Source organism: Methylobacterium sp. WL18, assembly GCF_008040015.1.
Taxonomy (GTDB): Bacteria; Pseudomonadota; Alphaproteobacteria; order Rhizobiales; family Beijerinckiaceae; genus Methylobacterium; species Methylobacterium mesophilicum.
Genome location: NZ_VRVD01000544.1, coordinates 1 through 3,196, shown reverse-complemented (window position 1 = coordinate 3,196; position 3,196 = coordinate 1). Strand labels below are relative to the sequence as shown.

2 protein-coding genes are annotated in these 3,196 nt (G+C 73.0%); both read right to left on the bottom strand.

Annotated elements, in window-relative coordinates:
* The coding region (cysG, locus tag FV228_RS24690) for a siroheme synthase CysG (protein WP_187277893.1) at window positions 1–1,095 on the bottom strand (1,095 nt) is incomplete at its 3' end.
* 153 nt (window positions 1,096–1,248) lie between these two features.
* The coding region (locus FV228_RS24685) for a molybdopterin dinucleotide binding domain-containing protein (RefSeq protein WP_147856968.1) at window positions 1,249–3,196 on the bottom strand (1,948 nt) is incomplete at its 5' end.

Genomic DNA, 3,196 nt, shown 5'->3' with positions numbered 1-3,196 from the left:
GCCCAGCGCCGCTGCGGCCCCCTGCGCGGCCGAGATGCCCGGCACCACGGTGACGGGGATGCCCGCGGCCCGGCAAGCCTCGATCTCCTCGCCGGCCCGGCCGAACACCAGCGGGTCGCCGGATTTCAGCCGCACCACCTGCTTGCCGGTGCGGGCGAGCTGAACCATCAGCGCGTTGATGTCGTCCTGGCGGCAGGACGGGCCGTGCCCGGTCTTGCCCACCAGCATGGTCCGCGCCTCGCGGCGGGCATAGTCCAGGATCTCCGGGGCGACGAGGTCGTCGTACAGGATCACGTCGGCATTGCGCAGCGCCCGCAGGGCCTTGAGCGTGAGCAGCTCCGCGTCGCCCGGACCGGCGCCGACGAGGCTCACCGCGCCGCCCTTCGGCGCCGCCTCGGTCTCGCCGAGCAGCTCGGCGAGGTCCTGCTGCGTCGGGGCGCGGTCCGGCTCCGCGAAGGCGCGATCGGTGAAGCGCTCCCAGAAGCTGCGCCGCTCGCTGAACCCGTGGAACCGGGCGGTGACGCCGTCCCGCCAGTCGCGGGCGGCCCCCACCCAGCGACTGAACCCGCGCGGCAGCATCGCCTCGATCCGGGCGCGCACGGTCTGCCCGAAGACCGGCGCCGCGCCCTCGGTGGAGATGCCGACCACCAGCGGCGAGCGGTTGACGATGGCGCCGAACTTGACGTCGCACAGGTGCGGTCGGTCCACCGCGTTGACGATGGCCCCGGCGCCGCGGGCTGCGACCACGAAGGCGACGCAGTCGGCCTCGTCCTCCATGGCGCCGATGCAGAAGGCCGCGCCCCAGAGGTCGTCGGGCGTCCAGGCACGCTCGTGAAGATCGACGCTGCCGTCGACGATCTCGTTCGGCACCGCGCGCAGCTCGTCGCTGGGCTGAGGCGCGTAGACGTCGACATGGGCGCCCGCGGCGGCCAGGACCTTCACCTTCCAGGGCGCCCCACCCGAGGATCCGGCGAGCACCACCCGCTTGCCGCGCAGGGGCACGAACACCGGCAGCACCGCCAACGGCTCCAGGCCGGCGGATTGGGTCTCGCGGGGTGCGCGGGCCGCGCGCAGGAGGCTTGGGGTGTCGGTCACGAATCTATCCTGAGCCTACATCGTGCCGGTTATCCCAACCGACAACCTCATCCTGAGGTGCCGCGTCGCTGCCGCCGCTCCGCGCCCGCATCCCGGGATGAGGGGGCTGGTGGGACGGGCCGCTCCGTTCTCGATTCGGCATATATCAAAGAATCACGCGGCGCGGGCGGTCTGGCCGGGGAGCATCTTGCGGATCTCGGGGATGCAGGAGCCGCAATTCGTGCCCGCCTTGCAGGCCGCGCCCACAGCCTCGACGGAATCAGCTCCCGCCGCGATGGTCGCGGCGATCACGTCGCCGCCGACCCCATGGCAGGCGCAGACGACCGGCCCGGCCGGCGCGGTGGCGGCGCGTCCCGAGAGCAAGGCGCGGCGCTCGGCCGCCTCGGGGGCCTCGACGGCGAATAGGGCCTTGGCCGCCTCCCAGTCCGGGCGTGCTTCCGCGGGGGCGTAGGCGAGGCTCGCGACCAGCCGCGGGCCGTAGTAGACGGCGCAGCGGTAGCGGTCGCGGGCATGGTCGGCGTATTCGGCGAGTTCGTAGCCGGCGAGCGCCTCGCTCTGGATCAGTCCGCGGACCATCAGCGCCACGGCGCTTGAACTGGCTGCGGTGGCGAATTGCACGCCCCATCCGCCGGTGATCGCCGCCCGCGCCCACCACCAGCCCTCCGGCAGCGCCACCTGGCGGCGCGACAGCAGGAAGCCCCGGGCCCGGTAGGTGACGGGCTCGAGGGCGGCGGGCGTCGCCTTCAACTCGGGCTGGCCCGAGACCGGGTCCGGTACGCCGCGGACGAGGGCGCCGACCCGCGCCTTCGACGCGTGGGCGCTGCCCCAATGCATCGGCATGAACAGGCAGCCCCGCACCACCGTGTCGGTGATCATCACCTCCAATTCGGCCTCGCCGTGCTCGGTCCGCAGGCGGGCGATGCCGCCCTCGATGAGGCCGAGGCCGGCCGCGTCATCCGGATGCACCTCGACGAACGGCACGGCACGATGCGCCGAGAGGCGCTGACTTTTCCCGGTGCGCGTCATCGTGTGCCAGTGGTCGCGCACCCGGCCGGTGTTGAGCACGAACGGGAAATCCTCCGAGACCGCCTGCGCCACGCCCGGAGGCTGCACCGCCACGAAGCGGGCGCGGCGGTCGAAGGTGTAGAACCGGCCGTCGCCGAACAGCCGGGCCCTGCCCTGCGGCGCGCCCTTCGGGCCGGAGCGCTTCGGGATCGGCCATTGCACCGGCAACGCGCTGTCGTAGGCGGCGTCGCCGACGTCGGTGAGCGCGCCCAGATCGAAGTCGCGGGTGCCGTTGTTCTCGTAGGCCGAGAGCCCGGCATGTTCGCGGAACACGGACGCCGCCGACGGGAAGGCGAAGGCGCGATCGTGGCCGAGCCGGCGCCCGACCTCGGACAGGACCGCCCAGTCGGCCCGTGCCTCGCCGGGAGCGGCCAGGAACCGGCGCTGCCGGGAGATCCGCCGCTCGGAATTGGTGACCGTGCCGTCCTTCTCGCCCCAGGCGAGGGCCGGCAGCAGCACCGTGGTCTTGCCGAGGCCCCGCACCGTGTCGGAATCGGCCATCACCTCGGAGACGGCGTAGAGTTCGAGCCCCTTGAGGGCCTCGCGGATCCGATCGGCCTGCGGCATCGAGACCAGCGGGTTGGTGCCCATCACCCACAGGGCCTTGATCTTGCCCCGGGCGACCGCCTCGAACAGGGCCACCGCCTTCATGCCCTCGCCGGTGACGATCCGGGGGGCGCCCCAGAACCGGCGCACCCGGTCCACCTCCTCGGGGGCGAAGTGCATGTGGGCGGCCAGCATGTTGGCCAGACCCCCGACCTCGCGGCCGCCCATGGCGTTGGGCTGGCCGGTGAGCGAGAACGGCCCCATCCCGGTCTCGCCGATGCGGCCGGTGATCAGGTGGCAGTTGATGATGCTGTTGCCCTTGTCGGTCCCCTGCGCCGACTGGTTCACACCCTGCGAGAAGGCGGTGACCACCCGGCGGGTGCCCGCAAACAGGTCGTAGAAGGCGCCGATGTCGGATGCTGGCACGCCGGTCGCGGCGGCGACCGCGGCCACGTCCGGCGCGATGAGGCGGGCGCGGTCGAGGGCGGCA